At 68.0% G+C, this 21,790-nt stretch carries 19 protein-coding genes; 11 read left to right on the top strand and 8 right to left on the bottom strand.

The window, feature by feature from the left end:
* Nucleotides 1-4 precede the first annotated feature (4 nt).
* The 8 genes from AB4Z37_RS15375 (at nt 5) to AB4Z37_RS15340 (ending at nt 8,706) form a co-directional block, all read left to right on the top strand.
* Nucleotides 5-934 (top strand): 3-hydroxyacyl-CoA dehydrogenase family protein, encoded by a 930-nt coding sequence (locus AB4Z37_RS15375; protein ID WP_441517615.1) that lies wholly within the window; start codon nt 5-7, stop codon nt 932-934.
* A complete protein-coding gene (locus AB4Z37_RS15370; protein ID WP_441517614.1) occupies nt 931-1,872 on the top strand; it encodes a 3-keto-5-aminohexanoate cleavage protein in 942 nt (313 codons plus the stop codon). The genes AB4Z37_RS15375 and AB4Z37_RS15370 overlap by 4 nt, the downstream gene beginning before the upstream one ends.
* A 63-nt stretch (nt 1,873-1,935) precedes the next feature.
* Nucleotides 1,936-3,213, top strand: coding sequence for an MFS transporter (locus tag AB4Z37_RS15365; protein ID WP_441517613.1), 1,278 nt, complete (start codon nt 1,936-1,938; stop codon nt 3,211-3,213).
* A gap of 59 nt (nt 3,214-3,272) precedes the next feature.
* Nucleotides 3,273-3,935: a DAPG hydrolase family protein gene (locus AB4Z37_RS15360; protein ID WP_211965602.1), complete on the top strand. Its 663-nt coding sequence runs from the start codon at nt 3,273-3,275 to the stop codon at nt 3,933-3,935.
* A gap of 99 nt (nt 3,936-4,034) precedes the next feature.
* Nucleotides 4,035-5,234: an amino acid ABC transporter substrate-binding protein gene (locus AB4Z37_RS15355; protein WP_441517612.1), complete on the top strand. Its 1,200-nt coding sequence runs from the start codon at nt 4,035-4,037 to the stop codon at nt 5,232-5,234.
* A gap of 18 nt (nt 5,235-5,252) precedes the next feature.
* Nucleotides 5,253-6,128, top strand: coding sequence for a branched-chain amino acid ABC transporter permease (locus AB4Z37_RS15350; protein WP_211965604.1), 876 nt, complete (start codon nt 5,253-5,255; stop codon nt 6,126-6,128).
* On the top strand, nt 6,125-7,117 hold the full coding sequence (locus AB4Z37_RS15345; RefSeq protein WP_441517611.1) for a branched-chain amino acid ABC transporter permease: 993 nt from the start codon (nt 6,125-6,127) through the stop codon (nt 7,115-7,117). The genes AB4Z37_RS15350 and AB4Z37_RS15345 overlap by 4 nt, the downstream gene beginning before the upstream one ends.
* On the top strand, nt 7,114-8,706 hold the full coding sequence (locus AB4Z37_RS15340; protein ID WP_441517610.1) for an ATP-binding cassette domain-containing protein: 1,593 nt from the start codon (nt 7,114-7,116) through the stop codon (nt 8,704-8,706). Before AB4Z37_RS15345 ends, AB4Z37_RS15340 begins: the two co-directional genes overlap by 4 nt.
* Nucleotides 8,707-8,912: 206 nt before the next feature.
* Here the strand turns inward: AB4Z37_RS15340 and AB4Z37_RS15335 are convergent, their stop codons facing one another.
* On the bottom strand, nt 8,913-9,872 hold the full coding sequence (locus tag AB4Z37_RS15335; RefSeq protein WP_441517609.1) for a SphA family protein: 960 nt from the start codon (nt 9,870-9,872) through the stop codon (nt 8,913-8,915).
* A gap of 483 nt (nt 9,873-10,355) precedes the next feature.
* Nucleotides 10,356-10,826 (bottom strand): Hsp20/alpha crystallin family protein, encoded by a 471-nt coding sequence (locus AB4Z37_RS15330; protein ID WP_441517608.1) that lies wholly within the window; start codon nt 10,824-10,826, stop codon nt 10,356-10,358.
* Between the two features lie 174 nt (nt 10,827-11,000).
* On the opposite strand from AB4Z37_RS15330, the gene AB4Z37_RS15325 reads away from it, so the two are divergent.
* Together AB4Z37_RS15325 and AB4Z37_RS15320 are read left to right on the top strand one after the other, a co-directional pair.
* Nucleotides 11,001-11,984 carry a zinc-dependent alcohol dehydrogenase family protein gene (locus AB4Z37_RS15325; protein WP_441517607.1) on the top strand — a complete coding sequence of 328 codons (984 nt, stop codon included), beginning with the start codon at nt 11,001-11,003 and terminating at the stop codon, nt 11,982-11,984.
* 4 nt (nt 11,985-11,988) lie between these two features.
* On the top strand, nt 11,989-13,557 hold the full coding sequence (locus AB4Z37_RS15320; protein WP_441517606.1) for an AAA family ATPase: 1,569 nt from the start codon (nt 11,989-11,991) through the stop codon (nt 13,555-13,557).
* On the opposite strand, the gene AB4Z37_RS15315 is transcribed toward AB4Z37_RS15320, so the two are convergent.
* Nucleotides 13,539-15,401: a PHA/PHB synthase family protein gene (locus AB4Z37_RS15315; RefSeq protein ID WP_441517605.1), complete on the bottom strand. Its 1,863-nt coding sequence runs from the start codon at nt 15,399-15,401 to the stop codon at nt 13,539-13,541. The genes AB4Z37_RS15320 and AB4Z37_RS15315 overlap by 19 nt on opposite strands.
* Before the next feature lie 170 nt (nt 15,402-15,571).
* Here AB4Z37_RS15315 and phbB point away from each other — a divergent pair, with 170 nt between their 5' ends.
* A complete protein-coding gene (gene phbB, locus AB4Z37_RS15310) occupies nt 15,572-16,294 on the top strand; it encodes an acetoacetyl-CoA reductase (protein ID WP_441517604.1) in 723 nt (240 codons plus the stop codon).
* 33 nt (nt 16,295-16,327) lie between these two features.
* On the opposite strand, the gene AB4Z37_RS15305 is transcribed toward phbB, so the two are convergent.
* The 5 genes from AB4Z37_RS15305 to AB4Z37_RS15285 form a co-directional block, all read right to left on the bottom strand.
* Nucleotides 16,328-17,539: a cyclic nucleotide-gated ion channel gene (locus AB4Z37_RS15305; protein WP_441517603.1), complete on the bottom strand. Its 1,212-nt coding sequence runs from the start codon at nt 17,537-17,539 to the stop codon at nt 16,328-16,330.
* 94 nt (nt 17,540-17,633) lie between these two features.
* Nucleotides 17,634-18,761, bottom strand: a complete 1,128-nt coding sequence (locus AB4Z37_RS15300) for an ABC-type transport auxiliary lipoprotein family protein (protein ID WP_441517602.1) — start codon at nt 18,759-18,761, stop codon at nt 17,634-17,636.
* A gap of 2 nt (nt 18,762-18,763) precedes the next feature.
* Nucleotides 18,764-19,531, bottom strand: coding sequence for an ABC transporter ATP-binding protein (locus tag AB4Z37_RS15295; protein ID WP_441517601.1), 768 nt, complete (start codon nt 19,529-19,531; stop codon nt 18,764-18,766).
* Between the two features lie 2 nt (nt 19,532-19,533).
* Entirely contained in the window at nt 19,534-20,667 is a 1,134-nt protein-coding gene (locus tag AB4Z37_RS15290) for an MlaE family ABC transporter permease (RefSeq protein ID WP_441517600.1), read from the bottom strand.
* A gap of 251 nt (nt 20,668-20,918) precedes the next feature.
* Complete coding sequence (locus tag AB4Z37_RS15285) at nt 20,919-21,788, bottom strand: hypothetical protein (protein ID WP_441517599.1); 870 nt, start codon at nt 21,786-21,788, stop codon at nt 20,919-20,921.
* Nucleotides 21,789-21,790: the final 2 nt, after the last annotated feature.

Here is a 21,790-nt window from a genome sequence, read left to right as displayed (position 1 = left end):
AGCGATGACCGCACGACGCATCGCCATTCTCGGCGGCGGCCTGATGGGACACGGCATCGCGCTGGTGTTCGCCCGCGCCGGCCACACCGTCACCATCACCGACCCCCTGCCCGGTGTCCGCTCCGCGATCCTCGCACGCATCAGCGGCACGCTGGACGATCTCGGCGCCAGCGGCGACGCACTCACGCACGTCACCGTGGTCGACACACTCGAAGCCTGCGTCGCGGGTGCGGACTGGGTGATTGAGGCGGCGCCGGAAGATCTCGCCCTGAAGCAGAAGATCTTTGCCGACGTCGCCCGCGCCGCGCCGCGCGACGCCATCCTCGCCTCGAACACCTCGGTGATCCCGATCGGCCAGATCATGGCCGAGGTCACCCCGCGCGGCCGCGCGCTCGGCACCCATTGGTGGAATCCGCCCTATCTCGTGCCGCTGGTCGAGGTGGTGCGGACACCGCAGACCGCCGACGATGCGGTGGCGGCGACGATGGCGCTGCTGCGCGAGGTCGGCAAGACGCCCGTCGAGGTCCGTAAGGATGTCGCGGGATTCGTCGGCAACCGCCTGCAGCATGCGCTGTGGCGCGAGGCGATCGCACTGGTCGCCGAGGGCGTCTGCGACGCCGAGACCGTCGACGAGGTGGTGAAGTCCGGCTTCGGCGCCCGCCTCGCGGTGCTCGGTCCGCTGGAAAACGCCGACCTCGTCGGCCTCGACCTCACCCGCGCCATCCACGGCTACGTCTTTCCCGCGCTCGACCGCGCCACGACGCCCTCGCCCTACCTTGACGAGCTGATCGCGCAGGGACGCCTCGGCTTCAAGAGCGGCGAAGGCTTTGCACGCTGGAGCCCCGAGCAGCAGGCCGCGCTGCGCGCGCGGCTGACCCGACATCTCAAGGCGAGCTTCGGCGCGCCCGCCTCCGCAACGGAACCCAAGCCATGACACAAAAGCGATCGAACAAGGTCATCATCACCTGCGCCGTCACCGGCGGCATCCACACCCCGACCATGTCGGACGCGCTGCCGTTCACGCCGGATGCCATCGCCACCCAGGCGATCGAAGCAGCCGAAGCCGGCGCCGCGATCCTGCACCTGCATGCCCGCGATCCCGCCGACGGCCGCCCCTCGCCGGACCCGGCGGTGTTCATGCAGTTCCTGCCGCGCATCAAGCAGGCGACCGACGCCGTCCTCAACATCACCACCGGCGGCAGCCTCAGCATGACGGTGGAGCAGCGGCTCGCCGCGCCGCTGGTCGCCAAACCCGAGATGTGCTCGCTCAACATGGGCTCGATGAACTTCGGCATCTTCCCGCTTGCCGACCGTTACAAGAGCTGGAAGTACGGCTGGGAAGAGCCCTATTTGCGCGGCACCGACGATTTCATCTTCCGCAACACGTTCCGCGACATCGAGCGCATCCTGAAAATGCTCGGCGAGGAGCACGGCACGCGGTTCGAGCACGAATGCTACGACGTCGGCCATCTCTACAACCTCGCCCACTTCGTCGACCGCAAGCTGGTCAAACCGCCATTCTTCGTCCAGACCATCTTCGGCATCCTCGGCGGCATCGGCGCCGACATGCGCAACCTGATGTTCATGAAGGAAACCGCCGACCGTCTGTTCGGCGCCGACTATCACTGGTCGGTGCTGGCCGCCGGGCGCTCCCAGATCCCGTTCGCGACCCAGGCCGCAATGCCCGGCGGCAATGTCCGCGTCGGCCTGGAGGATTCGCTGTACATCGGACCGGGAAAGCTCGCGACCTCGAATGCCGAGCAGGTCGCCAAGATCCGGCGCATCATGGAAGAACTGGGCCACGCCATCGCCACGCCGGCGGAGGCGCGCGCGATGCTGGCGCTGAAAGGCGGCGACCAGGTCGGCTTCTGACACTGCTGAAGGGCCGAGAAGCGGAAAACGCTGCGGCCATCTGACAATTGGGAAGGAAACGAGATGAGCGGCGACAACAGATCAGGCGCGCGACCGGCCGTGAAATGGCACGTGCTGGTTGCATGCTTTCTCGCCTACGCCTTCGATGCGATGGATTTCATGCTGCTCGCGCTCGCGATGCCAGCCATCATCGCCGAATGGAATCTGTCACTGTCCGACGCGGGACTGCTGGGGACGGCGACGCTTGCCGGCGTCGGTTTGAGCAGCGTCGTCATCGGGTGGTACGCGGACAATTATGGACGGCGGCCGGCGCTGATCGCCAGCCTCGTCGTCTTCGGCGTGCTGACGGGCGCCATCGCCCTTGCCCGGGGCTGGACCGACCTCATGGTGCTGCGCTTTCTCGCAGGCCTCGGACTGGGCGGTGTCTGGGGTGTGGCGGCGGCGTTCATCAGCGAAACCTGGCCCGCCGAACAGCGGGGGCGGGCAACCGCTTTCGTTCTGGGATCCTGGCCGATCGGGTTTGGCTGCGCTGCATTCATCGCCTCGATCATTCTGCCGAGCTACGGATGGCGGGCGCTGTTCCTGTGTGGTCTCGGCGCGGTGGTCGCCGCGCTCTATACGGCGCTGTTCGTCCCGGAGTCGGCGGCATGGGCAGAGCAGCGCGAGCAGCGACGCCATTCCGCGGCCGGGCGGCAGCGGGTCTCGGTCGGCGAACTGTTTGCGCCCGAATATCTGCGCACCACCTTGTTCGGCACCCTTGCCTCAGCCTCGGCCCTTGTCGGCTACTGGGGCGCCAACACCTGGATTCCGACCTATCTCGTAAAAGACCGTGGCCTCGATGCCGCTGACATGTCGTGGTTCGTGGTCATGCTGAACATCGGCATGTTCGTCGGCTACCAGGCGTTCGGCTGGCTCGCCGACAAGATCGGGCGGCCTGCGGCCCTGCTCTGGTCGTTTGGCGGCGCAGTCGTGATGCTGCCGATCTATGGCCTGAGCGCCAACACGACATTGCTGTTCTGGCTGGGCCCCGTCGTCGCGCTGTTCTTCTGTTACGCCGGCATCTTCGGATCCTATTTCAGCGAGCTTTATCCAGCGCGCATTCGCAGCCTCGGCGCGGGCTTCTGCTTCAATGTCGGCCGGGGCATTTCCGCCCTCGCTCCGTTCGTGCTCGGCATCATCGCCGCGCGATACGGCCTCGGCGTCAGCGTTGCCCTCTGCGCCGTCGGCTTTCTGTTCGCCGCGCTGTTCACAGTGCTGCTCGCCAGATCCCCCAGGGCGACGCAGGCGGGTCAGGCGCAAAGGCTCGTCCAGCAGGCGTCAGCCGCGGCGAAGACGACATAGAACTCAACCCGACTTGCCACATTCGAAACGACCACACCGACCACAAAGGGAGAAAGCAGATGAGATTCGAAGACGCCAATGAGATGCTCAAGCCAGGCTACCTGCCGTTCGAATCCGGCTACCAGGAGCTCGACGACGGCAAGTGGGTGGTCGCCGCCCTGACCCGCATGCCCGGATGCCGCGCCAAGATGATCGACTGGTGGTTCTCCTGGCTCGGCGACATCGAGTGGTACCGCCTGTGGCATCCGCGCGACCATGTCTACAGCGCCTGGGAAAACCGCGTGAACGGACGCTACATCGGCGCCTCGCACATCGTGCACGAGTATCTCGCTGGCACCGACGGCCCGCTCTACAAGCTGCGCATCGACATCCACGAGCCGACGGAGACCTTCGACGCCGAGCGCTACAAGGCGTCCGGCATGTTCGCGGTGTGCGCGCGGCCGGGACTGCTCGAGGCGCCGATCCAGATCGGCCGCATGACCCATCTGATACGTGACACCGACTATGGCTGCGAGATGCGTTCGCGCTTCTGGCTGGGATTGATCAGCCACCGCGATCCGACGGTGACGCTGCCCGAGGCCCAGATCCGGCAGATGCGCGCCGATCATGTCGACGTCGCCTTCGCGCGACGACTGCATCAGCACTGCGTCGAGGAGATGGGCTACCTCGCCGAGGTGCTGCCGACGCTGTACCGCCGCGTCACGCTCGACGACAGTTTCTGAGCCGACCGCAACGCCTGCGACGGGCCGTCGCGTACGGCCCGTATCGCTCCACCAAGACCGGCCCAAGCCGGCGGCTTTCATCATCACAGGAGGAAACACATGACGCTTCAGCGTTCACGCATTCGCGCGGCTACGATCGCGCTCGGCTTCACCGCAGCTGTCATCGGCGCGCATCCGGCAGCCGCCGCCGACGACATCGTCATCGGCGCATCGCTGCCGCTGTCCGGCCCGCTCGCCGGCTTCGGCAGCTTCCAGCAATGGGGCTACAAGCGCGCGGTCGACGAGGTCAACAAGGCCGGCGGCATCACCATCGACGGCGCCAGGCGTCCGGTTCGCCTCGTGATCCGCGACGACAAGACCGATCCCAACGCCACGGCGGCCAACACCGAAACGCTGATCTCGCGCGAGCGCGTGGTGGCAATGCTCGGGTCCTGCACGCCGGCGCTGGTCAATGCCGGCGCGCTGGTGGCGGAGCGCGCCAGGAAACCGATGGTGACCGGCTGCAATCCGCTCGAAGCGTTCAAGGCGGTGCGCAAGTGGCAGTATGTCTGGGACCTGTTCTTCCATGAGCCACAGCTCGCGGCGGTGCAGTTCAAGGCGCTCGCCGACCTCGGCGCGCAGACCAACCGCAAGATCGCGATCTGGCACGACAACGGCCCGGACGGCCAGATGGTCGGCGGCCAGATCTGGCCGGCGCTCGCCAAGGAGTTCGGCTACGAGGTGGTGCAGAACGCCGACTTCCCGGTCGACAATACCCAGTTCACCTCGATCATCGCCGAGGCCAAGAGCAAGGGCGCAGAGATCGTGATGGTCGACGCCATCACCCCGCAGGCGATCGCGATCCGCAAGCAGATGGCGGCCGCCGGCTTCACGCCCAAGGTGCTCAATATCGAGAAGGGCGCCGAGCCGGTGCAGTTCGCCGAGGCGCTCGGCAAGCTCGCCGACGGCGTGCTGGTCGGCGGCTACTGGGATCCGTCGTTTCCTTATCCCGGCGCGGCTGAACTCGCCAAGGCGTTCGAAAGCGATACGCGGCTGACGTCGAGCCAGCACATCGCCGACTCCTACGCCGCCGCCCAGATCCTGCTCGACGCGATCGCGGCGGCCGGCTCGACGGACCCCGAAAAGATCAACGCGGCCATCGGCGAGACCAACAAGACCTATGTCGTCGGGCCCGTGCAGTTCGACCGCGACCACACGGCGAAACTGCCCGTGGTGTCGCTGCAATGGCAGGGCGGCAAGACCATCGTCGTCTGGCCGAAAGACGCCAGGACCGGCGACTTCCTGTTCCCGCTGCGCTGATCCCGCGAGGCTCGCACCATGCCCGACATCGGCATCGTCTCCAGCACCATCGCCGCCGGCCTCCTGCTGGGCGGCATGCTGGCCCTCACCGCGCTCGGTCTGTCGATCGTCCTCGGCGTGATGCGGCTCGTCAATCTCGCGCACGGCGACTTCCTGCTGGTCGGCGCCTATGGCGGCCTCTACCTGCTGCAGACCACCGGCCTCGATCCGCTGCTCGGCCTTCCCGTGGTGGCGATCGTGGTCGGGGGTCTCGCCGTGCCGCTGTACCGCCTGCTGCTGGCGCCGCTCGCGAGCCGCGGCGCGGAAGCCCAGATGATGACGATGTTCGCCGTCGCCATCATCATGGAAAACCTGTTCGTGCTGGCGTTCAGCGCCGACACGCGCTCGATCGCCCGCGACTATGCCACCGTGCCGCTCACCATCGGCCCGGTCACCGTGCCGCTGATCTACCTGATCGGCTGTGCCATCTCGGTGGCGCTGATCCTCGCGGTGCACTGGCTGGTGACCGCAACCGCGTTCGGCCGCGACCTGCGGGCGAGCGCGGCGGACGCCGGCGCCGCCGCGACGCTCGGCGTCGACGTCGCGCGGGTGCAGATGCTGACGTTTGCACTGGGGGCAGCCTGCGCAGGCGTCGGCGGCACGCTGATCGGCGCCGCGTTCCAGTTCGCGCCGTCGAGCGGCGGCGCCTATCTCCTCAACAGCCTCGCGATCGTCGTGCTGGGCGGTCTCGGCAACGTGCTCGGCACGCTGCTCGGCGGCGTCGCGCTCGGCGCACTGCAGAGCGTCGGTGGCCTGACGCTCGGCGACGGCTACCGCGACCTCGTCGGCATGGCGCTGTTCCTTCTGGTGCTGGCGTTCCGCCCCGACGGCTTCATGGCAAGGGGCCGCACATGACCCAGGCATCCCCCATGATCTCCTCAACTGCCTCCGCCCGTCCCGCTCTTGCGTGGTCGACCTCGGCCTCGCACGGCTCCCTCGAAATCGCCGTGCTCGCCGTCGCCGGGATCGCGCTGTGGTTCGCGCCCGCGATCGCCGGTGACCACTGGCTGCAGCTCGGCTTTCGTATCGGCATCTTCCTGGTGCTGGCCCAGGGCTGGAACCTGATGGCCGGTTCGGTCGGCCTCGTCTCGCTCGGCACCTCCTGCTTCGTCGGGCTCGGCGGCTATGTCGCGTTCGGCCTGCTCAACCATCTCGACCTGCCGCTGCCGCTCGCCTTTGCGGCTTGCGCCGTGGCGGGCAGCGCGCTTGCCGCGCTGGTGTCGCCGGCGCTGTTCCGCCTGCGCGGCCTGTACTTCACCGTCGGAACGCTGGCGCTGGCCGAACTGCTGCGGCTGACCATGATCAACGTCCCGGCGTTCGGCGGCGCCACCGGGCTGATCCTGCGCGACGATCCGCCGGCCCTGCCCGTCCTGTTCCGCTACGCGCTGGCGCTCGCGGTGATCGCCTCGCTCGCCGCCACGCTGTGCGGGCGCAGCCGCGCCGCCGTGATCATGCATGCCGTGCGCGACGACGCCGATGCGGCGGCGCAGCTGGGCGTGCGCACCTTCCGCGTCAAGCTCGCGGCCTTCATGCTGGCGAGCGCGCTGACCGCCATGGCCGGCGGCCTGCAGGCGGTCAAGCTCGGCGCGATCGAGCCCTACGGCATGTTCGGGCTGCAATGGTCGATCGACGTGCTGTCGATGGTGGTCATCGGCGGCGTCGGCCGCCGGCTCGGCCCGCTGGTCGGCGCGGTGCTCGTGGTCGCCGTCGGCGAAGCCCTCGCTGACTATCCCGAACTGCATGTCGCCATCACCGGCGCCATCCTGATTGTCCTGATCCGCTTCGCGCCCCATGGCCTTGTCGGCCTTGCCGAACGGGCCCTCCCTTCGCGAGCCACACCATGACAACGCTGGAAGCTGCGCCCCTTCTCGTCGCCCGTGGCCTCGTCAAGCGCTATGGCGGCCTCGTCGCCATCGACCAGGTCGATCTCGTCCTGCGTCCGGGCACCATCACCGGCGTCATCGGCCCCAACGGCGCCGGCAAGTCGACGCTGATCGGCCTGATCGGCGGCGCGCTCGCGCCGAGCGCAGGCACCATTCATCTCGACGGCCGCGACGTCACACGGCTGCCCGCTGCGGAACGGGCACGCGCCGGCATCGGCCGCACCTACCAGATCCCGCGTCCATTCCTCGACATGACCGTCGCCGACAATCTGGCAGTTGCGCAGTATTCCGTCGCCCCGTTCATCCGCGCCGAGACCGCCCGCGAGGAGCGCGAAGCCCTGCTTGCGCGCACCGGGCTTCTCGACGTCGCGACGCGTCCGGCGCACAGCCTGCCGCTGCTGCGGCGCAAGCGCCTCGAAGTCGCGCGCGCGCTGGCGCTGAAGCCGCGCATCGTGCTGCTCGACGAAGTCGGCGCCGGCCTCGTCGACAGTGAGATCAGCGAGCTGATCGCGTTGATCCAGTCCATCCGTGACGACAACACCGCGATCCTGATCGTCGAGCATGTGCTGCGGGTCGTCCGCGCCTGTTGCGGGCGATCCCTGGTGCTCGATTTCGGCAAGATGCTGATCGAGGGGCCGACCGACGAGGTGCTCGGCAATGACAAGGTTGCCGCGATCTATCTCGGCAGCAGCGGCGCCCGCCAGGGCACGACCAATGAGACCGCGGTGACCGCCGCCGGCGACGACGTCCACCTCGCCGCACCGGACGCGGAGGCACGGGTGCTGGCGCCGCTGACCGCCCCGATGACAGCTTCATCTGCCGGTACGCCGCTGCTCGCGCTCGCCGGCATCCGCGCCGGCTACGGCCAGGCGCAGGTGCTGCAGGGCATCGACCTGACCGCCATGCCCGGCGAGACCATCGCGATCCTCGGCGCCAACGGCGCCGGCAAGACGACGCTCGCGCGCGTCATCAGCGGCGCCATCGCGCCATCGGCCGGAACGCTGCGGATCGACGGCGCTGATATCACCGGGCAGCCGCCGCATCGCATCGCCGGCCATGGCATCGCCCACTGCATGGAGGGGCGCCGCATTTTTTCGGCGCTTTCCGTGCAGGACAATCTGCTGATCGCCGCCCGCCACGCCGACCGCGCCACCGCCCGCGCGCGGCTCGCCGCCGTCTACGATCTCTTTCCCGTCCTCGCCGAGCGCAGGACGCAAGGCGGCACGGCGATGTCCGGCGGCCAGCAGCAGATGCTGGCGATCGGGCGGGCGCTGATGGCGCAGCCGCGCCTTGTGATCTTCGACGAGATCAGCCTCGGCCTTGCGCCGATCGTCATGGACAGGCTGTACGAGGCGCTGGCGCTGCTGAAGCAGGCCCGCATGACGCTGATCGTGATCGAGCAGGACATCGAGCGGGCACTGGCGCTCGCCGACCGCGCCCACGTGCTCGAACAAGGCCGTTTCGCGTTGACGGGAACGCCGCGCGAGATCGCCGCCGATCCCAGACTCCGGCACATCTATATCGGCGCTGCCGAGCACGCGGCCGGCTGACATCGGCGCGGCTCGGTTGCCGGCGCGCAGCCGCGCCATCACTGGCATCATCATTATTCGGAGAAGCAAATCCGTCGTCGCGGCGTGATCGTCGCATCGCGCGGCCGTATCACGGTGGCCATGATGATGTCTTGACCACGAAAAAAACATCCGCCGCGAAACCTGGAGGGAAAACGCGGCGAATGCTCAAGGACGTGCTGTGGGTGCTATTTGCGGATCAACGGCCGCGCGAGCGGCGCCGGCTCGTCGGGCGCCCACAGGCGAAAGCTCACCTGGGCGAAGACCGAATAGCCTCTGGTGATGCTCGCCGCATCCTGGCCCGGCGCGGCTGTACCGCCTGAGGCATGTGCGGAGAACTCGTTCAAGGCCCAGACATTGAGGGTCGCCGGACCGAAATCATAACCGACCAGCAGACCGGCAGCCCACAAATTGTAGCGGTTGACGTTGATCGCGCCGTTGTAGAACGCACTCGACTGATCGTTGGTCACCTGTCCGACGTAGTATCCGACCGGCCCGACCCTCCAGCGGTCGATGGTCCGGGTGGCGGTGAACTCGGCGTGCAGGACGTCGCCACTCTTGTAGTTGGTGACGGTGCTGCGGGTATTGGTCTCGTAGAACAGGTTTGCCGTCAGATTCCAGCCATCCTTCAAGTAGGAGACGATGAACTCCGGCTGGAACGTCCACCACGGATTGCCGACATTGCCGAGGCCGTTCGCCCCGCTGGTCGAGCCATCCGGCGCGTACATGCCAAGCCCCGCCTTGAAGAAGAAGCCGCTGTCGCCGAGCTTCCAGCTCAGCTCGACCGGAACGATATAGGTGTTGTGCAATCCTGCGGAACTGATGCTGATGGGCGATCCGATGCCGGCCATGAGCGCGGGCTGCACCAGCACCGCGTTGTAGGTCGCGCCCAGGAACGACCAGCCGGGCACGAACACGAAGCCGGTCGCTTCCGCCGCGATCTGGACCTTTGTCTGCGCACCGCCAACGTTGGGCGCACCGGGCCCGACCAGCGACGCCTGATAAGTGCCGAACTGCTGGAACATGTAGACACCGGGCGGCGGTGCACCGGCCGTGGCGGCGCCGAGCGTGAGACCGGGCTTCTGCGCCCAGCCTGAAGAACCGAACTCATACGCATGCGCCGCACCATTGCTCAGCGCAGCAACCATCCCTGACGCCGCGCATGCCGCGGCCGTCCGCCGTAAAGCAGTCATTGATTTCCCCCCCGAAGGATTTATTGTATCGCGGTACAAACGTACTGAATAGCGGGACAATCAACAATGACAGCGACAGGCCGCGCGGCGGGATTTCCCGCGCCTGTGGCTGAATAATCACAATACGGGTCATATGTACCGTATTGTGGTTTTAAGCTCAGCTGATGACGGATCGGGATGGCGCGCCCTACGACGGCGAAGGGCGCCGATTCATGACGGCGGGCGGGCACCCGCATGATCGGCTGCAAGGCAGCGATGGTCGAATGGTGGTTCGGCGATGTGCACGCGACTGCGCACGGTGACCGGCGACAGCCGCGCGCCTGGCCACGATCTCAAGCGGGATCGGCGACAACCATGCCGCGGACGCCCTCGCCGCGCTGGCTGGCGGCGAGGTGCGAGGGCCTGACATCCGCAAGCCCCCTCGCGCACGTGTCGGCGTTATGCCGCGGGCTTGACCTCGATCTTCCTGGCCTGGGCCGGCGCCGGCTTCGGCACGCTCACCTTGAGCACGCCCTTGGCCATGGTGGCCTTGATGGCGTCGGCATTGACGCCCGGCGGCAGCTGTACCGTGCGGGTGAACGCGCCGTAGCTGCGTTCGATCAGGTGATAATCCCTGTCCTTTTCCTCGCGCTGGTTCTTCTTCTCGCCGCGGATGGTCAACAGATTATCGACGACGTTGAGCTGGACGTCCTTCTCCTCGAGGCCGGGAAGCTCGGCCGTCACCTCGATCTCGTTGTCGGTCTCGGCGACGTCCATGCTCGGCAACAGTTCGCTGCTGGCCAGCGTCGGGAAGCCACGGGTGAAGCCGTCGAACAGGCGATCAATCTCCTGTTGCAGCGCCATGAACGGGCTGAGGCTGCGGCGCGCGGTGCGATCCTGGCTCACGGGAATGAGAGATTTCACATTCATGACATCCTCCATCTGGAACTGAGCAACTGGCTCCGCACGTCTAGATAACAACGTCCCGCGCGCGGCAAATTGACGGAAGTCAAACGCCGCGCGACGTGATGTGATGAAAGGTGAGATGCGATACACGTCCCATTCCGATCGTGCCTATCCCCACGATCCGTGCCGGAGGCGGTGATGAAAGCCATGGTCTTGAGCGCCCCGGGAGCACCGCTACGCCTGCAGGAGGTGGCGGACCGTGAACCGGGCCCGCAGGACATCCGCATCAGGATCAGCGCCTGCGGCGTCTGCCGGACCGATCTTCATGTCGTCGACGGCGAACTTCCGGCGATCCGCTATCCGATCATTCCCGGCCACGAAATCGTAGGCCGCATCGAGAGTGTCGGACGTGATGTTTCGGGCCTCAGGATCGGTGATCGGGTCGGCGTGCCCTGGCTCGGTCGCACCTGCGGCCATTGCGCATTCTGCAGCGCCGGCATGGAAAACCTCTGCGACCATCCGCTGTTCACCGGCTACACCCGTGACGGCGGCTTCGCCAGCCACACCATCGCGGATGCGGCTTACGCCTTCCCGCTTGGGGACCAAGGCGACGACGCCGCAATCGCGCCGCTGCTGTGCGCCGGACTGATCGGCTGGCGCTCGCTGGTGATGGCGGGCGATGCCGAAAAGCTCGGTCTTTATGGCTTCGGCGCCGCCGGCCACATCATCGCGCAAGTCGCGCGCTGGCAGGGGCGCTCGGTCTACGCCTTCACCCGCGCCGCCGACCGGCAGGCGCAGGACCTCGCCCTGCGGCTCGGCGCGACGTGGGCTGGCGCCTCGGAGGATCCGCCGCCCGTTCCGCTCGATGCCGCGATCATCTATGCGCCGGTCGGCGCGCTGGTGCCGGCGGCGCTGCGGGCCGTGCGCAAGGGCGGCCGCGTGGTCTGCGCCGGCATTCACATGAGCGACATTCCGTCGTTTCCCTACAGCCTGCTGTGGCAGGAACGGCAGGTGATGTCGGTGGCCAACCTGACGCGCCGTGACGGGCTCGATTTTCTCGCGCTGGCGCCACAGGCCGGCATCGAGGTGCAGACCACCACCTTCCCGCTGGAGGCCGCCAACGAGGCGCTGGCCGCGATGCGCGGCGGGCAACTGCTCGGCGCCGCCGTGCTGCGGCCGTAAGACGATGCGCGCCGCGACAACCGAAACGCCGGTCCCAGACGGCCTCCAGGACGAGGTGTTCGCCTTCCTCGCCGATGCCAGCCATCACGGCGGCCATGGGGTACGCCGGATCGACACCCATGCTGCATCCGTCTTCCTCGCCGCCAACCGCGCCTACAAGGTCAAGCGCGCGGTCCGCTTTCCGTTTCTCGACTATTCGACACTGGCGCTGCGCAAGGCAGCCTGCGTGCAGGAGCTCGAGGTCAACCGCCGTTTCGCGCCGCAGATCTATTTGCGCGTGGTGCCGATCACCCGCGCGACCGATGGATCGCTGCACATCGGCGGCGACGGCGAGGCGGTGGAATGGGCCGTGGAGATGCAGCGCTTCGATTCCGAGGCGACGCTCGATCATCTCGCCGCGGCCGGGCCACTACCGCCCCACCTCGCCACGCAGATGGCCGATGCGATCGTCGCCTCCCACCGTTCCGCCCCGCCGGCGGCTGATGCGCGCTGGGTCGCCGCCATTCCCGCGCTGATCACCGCCAACACGGATACGTTCGTGGCCGAGGCGGCGTTTCCCGCCGACCGCATCTCCACCCTCGACCACGACAGCCATGCCGCTTTCCTGCAGCTGCGGGACCTGCTGGAGCGGCGGATGCAGGCCGGCCTGGTGCGGCGCTGCCATGGCGACCTGCACCTTGCCAACATCGCGCTGATCGACGACCGGCCGGTGCTGTTCGACGCCATCGAGTTCGATCCCGCGCTCGCCACCACCGACATCCTCTATGACCTCGCCTTCCCGCTGATGGACCTGCTCGCGGCAGGACAGGCGCAGGCGGCGAACATCCTGTTCAACCGCTACCTCAGCCTGATGCCGGACGCCGGCATCGAAGGCCTCACGGCACTGCCGCTGTTCCTGTCGCTGCGCGCGGCGATCCGCGCCAACGTCCTGCTGCGCCGCCGCCCCGTCGCATGCGACGACGGCGCGGCAACCAGCTATTTCGATCTCGCCCGACGCCTGATCGCCCCGGTGCCGCCCAGCCTCGTCGCCGTCGGCGGGCTGTCGGGGACGGGAAAATCGCGCCTCGCGCGCGATCTCGCCGCAGGGATCGGCCCCGCGCCCGGTGCGGTGCTCTTGCGCTCCGACATCATCCGCAAACAGCTGTTCGGCGTCGACGAACTGGCGCGGCTGCCGAGCGCGGCCTACCAGCCCGCGGTGACCGAGCGCATCTATCGCGAGCTTGCTCTGCGCGCCCGCACGGTCCTCGCCACCGGCCACGCCGTGGTGGTCGACGCGGTGTTCGCCGCAAGCAGCGAGCGTGCGGCCATCGCCGATACCGCCCGCGCGCTGGGCGTGCCGTTCAGCGGCCTGTTCCTCTCCGCCGACCTGGCGACACGCGTCCAGCGCATCGGCCAGCGGCGAAACGACGCCTCCGACGCCACGCCGCAGATCGCGCGGATGCAGGATGCTTACGACCTCGGTGCGATCGACTGGCACGCAATCGATGCCTCCGGCTCGCCCGGCGACACCCTCGCCCGCAGCATGCGCGCGCTTGGCGGCGCGCGCAGCGGCGATCAGCGCTGCAGCACATAACGTCCCGGCGCATCGTCGAAAGACGTCGCCGGGCCGGCGCCAACCCGGGGCGGCGCACAGGGGACGCCCGAACGTGCCGCGAGCCATGCCGTCCACGCCGGCCACCACGAGCCGTCGCACGCCGGTGCCGCCTTCACCCACTCCTCCGGCCCGAGATAGGGCTCGTCCGCACGCTTGCGCAGCAGGCGGTAGCTATGGCCCGCCGCGCCGACCGGCGCGACAATGCCAGCATTGTGGCCGCCGCTCGCCAGCACAAAGGTGATATCGGCCTGGCTGAGGAAGTGCAGCTTGTGCACCGATGGCCACGGCGCGATGTGATCATGCGCCGTGCCGACCGCGAAGGCCGGCAGGCGGATGTCCGACAGGGCCACGGCCTTGCCGTCGACCATGTAGCGCCCCTCGGCGAGATCGTTGTACAGGAACAGGTGACGCAGATACTCGGCATGCATCCGGTACGGCATGCGGGTGGCGTCGGCGCTCCAGGCCATCAGGTCGTTCGGCGGCTCGCTCTCGCCCATCAGATAGCTGCGCACCATGTGCGACCAGATCAGATCGTTGGACCGCAGGATCTGGAACGTGCCGGCCATCTGCCGGGAATCGAGCACGCCGCGATGCCACATCATGTCTTCCAGGAAGGCGATCTGGCTCTCGTTGATGAACAGCGTCAGCTCCCCGGCCTCGGTGAAGTCGACCTGGGAGGCGAGCAGGGTCAGCGACTGCAGCCAGTCGCTGCCGTCGCGCAGCATCGCCGCGACCGCGATCGCCAGCAGCGTGCCGCCGAGGCAATAGCCCATGGCATGGATTCGCCGCTCCGGCAGCACCCGTCGCACCTCCGACAGCGCACTGAGCACACCCTTGACGCGGTAGTCCTCGAGATCGAGGTCACGGTCGTCGCGCTCCGGATTGCGCCACGAGATCATGAACACGGTGAAACCGCTGTCAGTCAGAAACCTGACCAGCGAGCTCTCCGGCGCGAGGTCGAGGATGTAGTATTTCATGATCCAGGCCGGGACGATCAGGATCGGCTCCGGCCGCACCTTGTCCGTCGTCGGCAGGTACTGGATCAGTTCGATGAGCTCGTTGCGATAGATCACCTTGCCCGGCGATACCGCGACACGCCGGCCGACAGGCGTCTCGCCATCCGCGGCGCTTCCCGACAACGCTTTCTGGCAGTCGGCGAGCCAGTTCTCGAATCCGAACACCAGGTTCTCGCCGCCACTGCGGAACGTGCGCTGCAGCACCTCGGGATTGGTCGAAAAAAAATTGCTCGGCGCAAACACGTCGAGCCATTGCCGGCCGACGAACTCCATGACGTTCTCGTGACGGCGCGACACGCCGCGCACGCCGGTCGTGGCCGCCTGCCACCACCGCTCCCCCAGCAGGAAGGCCTGCGCGAAGGTGTTGAACGGCGGCAGCTGCCATTCGCGCGCCGAGAAACGATGATCCTGCGGCGGCGGCCGGATCACCCCCCAGGGCTGCGAACCGCCCCTGACGGCGTCGGCCGCCAGCGCGCGCTGATCGTGCAGCGCCTGCGCCAGGAGCTCGCCGCGCTTGCCCGGCGCCGCGGCGAGATGCGCGATCCAGTCGCCCCACGCCAGCGCCAGCGCGACGGGCGACAGACCGCCGGTCCAGCGCGCCATGGCCGCATGCAGCAGGCGATCGAAGGTGTCCGCCGTCAGCGCCGCCATGACTGATGGCGGCGCCGGCCTGCCAGCATCGGCGGCGGGCTCCGCCATCGGAACCAGACTGACCGTCTCTCCCGCCGCGCCGCGCTCCGTGGCCGCGGCATGCGGAACATCCGGCTGGACATCGGGATCCTTCGCGTCCGCGTGGACAGAACTCATGGGCTGCCTCCGATCGATGCGCGCGGAGTATTCAGCGTCGGCGCCAGCGATGAATTGACGCCGATCAAACGCCCGATGCGCGCGCGCCACTAACCTGCGCAACCGAGCCCACCGCGCCGTCAACGCAGCGTCATGACGGCGTCATATCAGCCCGAAGGAAGCCAAACGACATGTCGCGCGTCACCATCGTCACCGGCGGCACCCGGGGCATCGGCCTGGCCATCACCCGCCATCTCCAGCAGCAAGGTCACCGGATCGCGGCATTCTATGCCGGCGACGAAGCGCATGCCGAACGCTGCCGCAGCGAGCTCGGTGTTTTGACGCTGCGCTGCGACGTCGGCGACTTCGAGCAGTGCCGCCACGCGGTCGCCGAGACCGAGCGCGCGCTCGGGCCGGTCGATGTCGTGATCAACAACGCCGGCATCACGCGCGACGCGACGCTGCACCACATGAGCGTCGAACAGTGGGACCAGGTCATCCGCACCGACCTGTCCGGCGTGTTCTACATGTGCCGCAATGTCATCGAGGGCATGCGGGCGCGCGGCTTCGGCCGCATCGTCAACATCTCCTCGATCAACGGACAGAAAGGCCAGTTCGGGCAGACCAACTACAGCGCCGCCAAGGCCGGCCTTATCGGCTTCACCAAGGCGCTGGCGCTGGAGAGCGCCCGCAGCGGCATCACCGTCAACGCGGTGGCGCCAGGCTACATCGCGACCGACATGGTGGCGGCCGTTCCGCCCAAGGTGCTGACCGCGATCAAGGAGGCGATCCCGGTGGCTCATCTGGGCAGCCCCGACGACGTGGCGCGCTGCGTCGCCTTCCTGGTGGCGGACGAGGCCTCCTACATCACCGGCGCGACGCTGACAGTGAATGGCGGACAGTACATGACATGACTGATCGCCTCGTGTCGTCCGGCGCGTGCGGCCTCAGCCGATATCGCTGTCTTCCAGTTCGGTCGCCGGAATCGGCGCGTGGCGGGCGCCGCGGCTCAGCGCCACCTTGTTGATATGGGCGGCGATCGACCCATCGCGCGCGATCAGCCCGCGCAGGTCAGCGGCATCCAGGCTCAGGAGGCGCGTGCGGGAGACGGCGGTGACGGTCGCAGTGCGCCGGGTCTTCTTCAGCACCGCCCGCTCGCCGAAAAAATGCCCGGGGCCGAGCCGCACCCGCCGGCCGTTGCCATCCGGCGCCAGCTCGATCTCGACCTCGCCCTCGGCGATGAAATACATGGCGTGCGCCAGGTCACCACGTCGCAGGATGGTCTCGCCGCGGTCGAACTGCTGGGCCCGCAGCAGTTGCATGATATGGACGATATCGCCCGCCGTGAGGTGCGAGAACAGCGGCACCCGCGCCACCATGCTCCAGGTGACGATGAAATCGCGGCGATGGATCACGTCGGAAAACGCCGTCGCGACGATGCCGACCGGCAGCGCGATCATGACCAGGCCGCTGACGATGGTCATCGCCGCGACGATCTTGCCGGCCACCGTGAGCGGCACCACGTCGCCATAACCGATCGTGCTGAGCGTGACGATCGCCCACCACATCGCATCCGGAATGGTGCCGAACTTCTCGGGCTGAACCGCCCCTTCGATGACATGCATGGCGCTCGCCGACAGCAGCGTGGCGCACATCAGGATCACCAGGCAGCCGCCGAGCGCCCGTCGCTCGCTCCACAGCACGTCGAGCAGCGAGCTCATGCCGGATGAGTAGCGGTTAAACTTGAAGATCCGCAGCACCCGCAGAACGATCAGGATCTGCAGCTCACGGAAGCCCAACAGGGCGATCCACAGCGGCAGGATGGCCGCAAGGTCGAGCAATCCCTGCGGGCTGCGCATGTAGGACAGCCGTGCCGCGGCGGCGGAGCGGCCGTGCTGGATGTCCTGCTGGGGCGCGATCCAGATCCGCAGCGCATATTCGAGGGTGAAGACCGCAAGGCTGAGGTCCTCGATGCCGTCGAACAGCGCGCCATAGGCCTGATGCAGCGCCGGCACCGTGTCGAGCACGGTCGCGGTCAGGCTGAGGACGATCATCAACTCGATCGACCGGCTGACCAGGAGACCGCCCCGCACCTGGCGGGGCGAACTCTCCAGCGCGTCATGAAGATAGGCGCGGACGGTCTGCACGATCTGCGTCATCTGATGGACCAGGCTCTCCTTCGCGCATCTTTTCACCCAGCCTGGAACCCGGTGGATTGACCAGGATCAAGATTCGGACGCGAACCCTTGCCCGCTAACCCTTGCCGGAGCCCTCCGGCACGGGCGCCTGCGCCATCCACTCGACGAGGATCCGCGCCAGTTCCTGAAAAACCTCGCCGAATGCGGCCACCGCTGCGGCGGCGTCGGGCCGCGCCAGGGGCCGGCTGCCCTGGAACAGGCGGGACGCCACGACCCGGCCGTCGCGCGCGACAAGACGGGCCGAGAAGGCGATCTCCGCGGCCGCGGCCGGCTCGAGCGTCACCTGGAAGCGGCGCAGGCCGATCATCAGCTGATGGTCGGGCGGCTCGTCGGACGCCCGCAGCGGCGCATGGCCAAGGTCGAAGTTCTCGAAACTCTCGATCAGCTTCTCCTGCAGCAGCTTCGGTATGTTGTCGGCCCATTGCGCGTCATCGAACGCCGGATGCTCGCCGGACGGTTCGACCAGGAGCCGCCGTGTGTCGAGCATCAGCACGCCGGTCGGCTCGGGAATGGTCCAGCGTCCCTTGAGGCCGCCGCGCTGGGGAGCAAACGTCGTCGGCACGGCCAGATCGTAGGTCAGCTTCGGCGTCGCAGGCGCTCCGCCGCCAACCATGCGCTGCAGCCCGGTCAGGATGCCGTCGATCCGCTCGGTGTTGCGGGCGAGGCCGTCGGTGAAGGTTTTCAGGTTGGCGATGGTGCTCTGCAACGGCTCGGCATTGTCCGCCAGCACGGTGTCGACCCGCTTCAAGGCATTGCGCGCCGCCTCCGTCATGCTCTGGCCGACATCGGCATCCGCCACCAGCGTCGTCACCGCACTAGCCGCGCCGCGCTCCTTGCCGCCCTGGAGCGCAACCACCGGCACGCCGGTGAGCCCCTGAAACTCGAGGCCCACCCGGGTGTCGCTGCGGACCGGAGTGCCGGCTCCGACCGCGATCACGGCATCGACCCGCTGCGGATCATCCGCCGCCAGCGAAAGACCGGTCACCTCGCCCACCCGGATGCCGTTGAACAAGACCGCCGCCCCGACCAGCAGGCCGGGAACAGGACCGTGAAACTGAACCTGATAGGTCGTGCGCGTGCCGATGCCGCCGGCACTGTGCATCCAGTAGACGAAGCCGAACACGGCCACGATCGCGGCCAGAACGAAGGCGCCGACGACGGCGAAGGGCGCGCGGGTTTCCATGCCTAGCTCACTCCCGGTTGCATCATCTGGGACCGCTTGCCGTGGAAATAGGCCGACACCCAGGGATGATCGGACCGCAGCAGAACATCGATATCGCCGACCGCCACGATCCGGCCATCCGCAAGCGCGGCGATGCGGTCGCACACCGTGCGCAGGCTGGCGAGATCGTGCGTCACCATGAACACGGTCAGCCCCAGGGTCTGCTGCAAGGTCTTGATCAGGGCGTCGAACTCGCCGGCCGCGATCGGGTCGAGACCCGAGGTCGGCTCGTCGAGAAACACGATGGGGGGATCGAGCGCCAGCGCACGCGCGAGCGCCACGCGCTTGGTCATGCCGCCGGACAGCTCGGACGGATATTTGTCGCCGTCCTCGGCCCGCAGCCCGACCATCTCCAGCTTGGCGGTGGCGATCTCGTCCATCAGCGGCTCCGACATCCGCACCGCCTCGCGCAGCGGAAACTGGACGTTCTGGCGCACCGTCAACGACGAGAACAGCGCGCCCTGCTGAAACAGGATGCCTCGCCGCGTCCCCTCGCTGTCACCGTTGCGACGGAGCGGCTGGCCCATCACCTCGATGGCCCCCGCGCGCGGCCGCAGCAACCCGATGATGGTGCGCATCAGCACCGACTTGCCGCCGCCGGACGCGCCGACAAGGCCGAGGATCTCCCCGCGCCGCACATCGAGCGACAGGCGGTCGAGCACCATGTGCCGGCCGAAGCCGACGGTGAGATCCTGAATGCGGATCGCGGGGCTGGCTGCAGCGTTTGCCATGGTCACATGCCGATCGAGGCGAAGAACACGGCGAACACGCCGTCGAGCACGATCACCAGGAAGATCGACTTGACCACCGAGGTCGTGGTCTGGCGGCCCAGCGATTCCGCGCTGCCCTTGACCCGCAGCCCTTCGCTGCTGGCGATGATGCCGATCGCGAGCGCCATGAACGGCGCCTTGATCATGCCGACCTCGAAATGGGTCACCGAGATGGCTTCGCGCAGCCGCGCGATGAAGATCGCGGGAGTCATCCCGCCATAGAGCCAGCTGACGAGGAGGCCGCCATACAGCGCCGCCATCGCGCCGATAAAGGTGAGAATCGGCAGTGCGCACACCAGCGCGGCGACCCGCGGCAGGATCAGCACCTCGACGGGATCGAGCCCCATGGTGGAGAGCGCGTCGATCTCCTCACGCATCTTCATCGAGCCGAGTTCGGCGGTGTAGGCACTGCCGGAGCGGCCCGCCACCATGATCGCCACGATCAGCACGCCGATCTCGCGCAGCACCAGGATGCCGACCATGTCGACCACATAGGCGTCGGCGCCGAACTTGCGGAAATGAAAGATGCCCTGCTGGGCGATGATCGCGCCGATCAGGAAGGTGATGAGGGCAACGATGGGAATGGCCTGCCAGCCGACCCGGTGCAGGTGATAGACGAGCGAGGTGCCGCGCAGCCGGCTCGGGCGGCGCAACACACGCAGCAGCGCATCGCCGAGCGCTCCCAGCATCTCCAGGAACACGACGCCGCCCTCCGCGGCGGTGAAGGTGGAGCGGCCGATCTGGTCGAGGCGCTGCATCAGGGCATTCGGTGGCCGCGGCGCCATCACCTTGCGCCGGTTGACCCGCTGCACCTGGGCGATCAGCCCGGCATGGCGGTCGGCGACGCCGACGATCCGCGCCGCCTCCGGCCGCGTCGCCTGCCGCGACGCCCGCTCGAGCAGCCAGGCGCCGAGGGTGTCGATCTCCGACACCCCGCTCATGTCGACCTCGACGGCCTGCGCCTGCCGGATCCGCAGGCTCATTGCGCCGGACAGCGCTTCCAGAACATCCACTTGCGCGACCGTCCACGCGCCAGCGGGACGCAGTTCCAGCCGATCGCCGATGCTGGTCGCATTCAGAACCGGTGCGACTGTCACGCGGAAAGCCTCCGTGCATGTCACGACACTGCACGATAGGCAGAGCACGACGGCGCGCGCAGTCCCTTGAGGCAGATCAAGAAGGCGGCCGCCCGGCGGCGGACCTCGGCCTCACAAGGGGCGGCCGGCCTCACATCTGCCGATCGCCCCTGGTCGCCTTGAACGGCCGGCTGTCGAGGCCGGGCAGCATTCGCGCCGGGATGCGGGTTTCACAGCACCGGAGGCGGCATTGCCGGACACGCAGGTGACATTCACGCGCCATTCCTCCTTGCATCGATCCAGACCGCGGCAAGGCGGCTGACGAACGCCGGACTCGAAATGCCGCGCTCGCCGCCGATCGCGGCGGCACTGCGGTTGACATGGGTGATGAAGCCGTCGGCGAGGGTCGAACGTCCGTCACCGATGCGGGCGCTCCACGCGCTGACGGTGGCGGCAGGAATGCCGAGCGCATCGAGCGCGCCGAGGCGGGAGATGCCGGCGCCGTCGACGCCGACATCGGCGTCGTTGTAGACCACGGCGAAGACACGGTGCTTGATCGCCGAACCGCGACGGCCACCGAGCAGTCCGCCGTGCGAGCCAGTCAGCACGATGGCATCGGCATCCGCCGCCGTGACCAGCGAGTTGGAATCGATCGTCACCACCGGCACCGGCAGGAAATCGGCGATCGCGCACCGCGCCTGTGCTGCCCCGCCGCCGGGGCCGCCGTTGATCCGTCGCACGCCGCTGTCCGTCGGGCGCACCGCTGCCACAGACGGCGGCAGCGCATCCTGCAAACGGACAAGCGCCTCGGCGGCCCGCATGCCCTCGCCAAGGCCGAGCCGCCGCGCCGCCCCGTTCGCCACCGACAGCACGCCGCGCGCGAGGCAATCGGCGCCGTCGCCGATCCGCGCCGAGGCGTGGCTGACGGCCGCAGCCGGCACGCCATGGACATCGAGCAGCGCGAGGCCGGCAACGCCGGCCTGCTCGCGGCCGATGCCGGCGTCACAGAGGATCACACCACCGGCCGCGGCGGCGAGCGCGCAGCGGGCCGAATAGATACCGCCATGGGACGCCGCGACGACCGCACGGCCGGCAATGCACGGCGGCAGCTCGGTAATGCTGTCGAGCACCAGCCCCGTCATGG

It is taken from the genome of Bradyrhizobium sp. 2TAF24, from assembly GCF_052115025.1.
Classification (GTDB): Bacteria; Pseudomonadota; Alphaproteobacteria; order Rhizobiales; family Xanthobacteraceae; genus Bradyrhizobium_A.
This window is presented reverse-complemented; position numbering and strand designations above follow the sequence as displayed.

Coding starts and splice junctions, on each gene's coding strand:
- AB4Z37_RS15375 (WP_441517615.1), top strand. CDS start 5: ATGACCGCACGACGCATCGCCATTCTCGGCGGCGGCCTGATGGGACAC.
- AB4Z37_RS15370 (WP_441517614.1), top strand. CDS start 931: ATGACACAAAAGCGATCGAACAAGGTCATCATCACCTGCGCCGTCACC.
- AB4Z37_RS15365 (WP_441517613.1), top strand. CDS start 1,936: ATGAGCGGCGACAACAGATCAGGCGCGCGACCGGCCGTGAAATGGCAC.
- AB4Z37_RS15360 (WP_211965602.1), top strand. CDS start 3,273: ATGAGATTCGAAGACGCCAATGAGATGCTCAAGCCAGGCTACCTGCCG.
- AB4Z37_RS15355 (WP_441517612.1), top strand. CDS start 4,035: ATGACGCTTCAGCGTTCACGCATTCGCGCGGCTACGATCGCGCTCGGC.
- AB4Z37_RS15350 (WP_211965604.1), top strand. CDS start 5,253: ATGCCCGACATCGGCATCGTCTCCAGCACCATCGCCGCCGGCCTCCTG.
- AB4Z37_RS15345 (WP_441517611.1), top strand. CDS start 6,125: ATGACCCAGGCATCCCCCATGATCTCCTCAACTGCCTCCGCCCGTCCC.
- AB4Z37_RS15340 (WP_441517610.1), top strand. CDS start 7,114: ATGACAACGCTGGAAGCTGCGCCCCTTCTCGTCGCCCGTGGCCTCGTC.
- AB4Z37_RS15335 (WP_441517609.1), bottom strand. CDS start 9,872: ATGGTTGCTGCGCTGAGCAATGGTGCGGCGCATGCGTATGAGTTCGGT.
- AB4Z37_RS15330 (WP_441517608.1), bottom strand. CDS start 10,826: ATGAATGTGAAATCTCTCATTCCCGTGAGCCAGGATCGCACCGCGCGC.
- AB4Z37_RS15325 (WP_441517607.1), top strand. CDS start 11,001: ATGAAAGCCATGGTCTTGAGCGCCCCGGGAGCACCGCTACGCCTGCAG.
- AB4Z37_RS15320 (WP_441517606.1), top strand. CDS start 11,989: ATGCGCGCCGCGACAACCGAAACGCCGGTCCCAGACGGCCTCCAGGAC.
- AB4Z37_RS15315 (WP_441517605.1), bottom strand. CDS start 15,401: ATGAGTTCTGTCCACGCGGACGCGAAGGATCCCGATGTCCAGCCGGAT.
- phbB (WP_441517604.1), top strand. CDS start 15,572: ATGTCGCGCGTCACCATCGTCACCGGCGGCACCCGGGGCATCGGCCTG.
- AB4Z37_RS15305 (WP_441517603.1), bottom strand. CDS start 17,539: ATGACGCAGATCGTGCAGACCGTCCGCGCCTATCTTCATGACGCGCTG.
- AB4Z37_RS15300 (WP_441517602.1), bottom strand. CDS start 18,761: ATGGAAACCCGCGCGCCCTTCGCCGTCGTCGGCGCCTTCGTTCTGGCC.
- AB4Z37_RS15295 (WP_441517601.1), bottom strand. CDS start 19,531: ATGGCAAACGCTGCAGCCAGCCCCGCGATCCGCATTCAGGATCTCACC.
- AB4Z37_RS15285 (WP_441517599.1), bottom strand. CDS start 21,788: ATGACGGGGCTGGTGCTCGACAGCATTACCGAGCTGCCGCCGTGCATT.